This is a genomic window from Mammaliicoccus sp. I-M35 (genome assembly GCF_022386455.1).
Lineage (GTDB): Bacteria > Bacillota > Bacilli > Staphylococcales > Staphylococcaceae > Mammaliicoccus > Mammaliicoccus sciuri_A.
Genome location: NZ_JAJNIL010000029.1, coordinates 1 through 450 on the forward strand (window position 1 = coordinate 1; position 450 = coordinate 450).

Genomic DNA, 450 nt, shown 5'->3' on the forward strand with positions numbered 1-450 from the left:
CGGTTCTGTTGCAAAGTAAAAAAATATAGCTAACCACTAATTTATCATGTCAGTGTTCGCTTAACTTGCTAGCATGATGCTAATTTCGTGGCATGGCGAAAATCCGTAGATCTGAAGAGACCTGCGGTTCTTTTTATATAGAGCGTAAATACATTCAATACCTTTTAAAGTATTCTTTGCTGTATTGATACTTTGATACCTTGTCTTTCTTACTTTAATATGACGGTGATCTTGCTCAATGAGGTTATTCAGATATTTCGATGTACAATGACAGTCAGGTTTAAGTTTAAAAGCTTTAATTACTTTAGCCATTGCTACCTTCGTTGAAGGTGCCTGATCTGTAATTACCTTTTGAGGTTTACCAAATTGTTTAATGAGACGTTTGATAAACGCATATGCTGAATGATTATCTCGTTGCTTACGCAACCAAATATCTAATGTATGTCCCTC

1 pseudogene is annotated in these 450 nt (G+C 35.1%); it reads right to left on the bottom strand.

The window, feature by feature from the left end:
* Nucleotides 1-60: 60 nt before the first annotated feature.
* Nucleotides 61-450: pseudogene (locus LQ679_RS14670) on the bottom strand (IS6-like element IS257 family transposase); the annotation flags it as partial.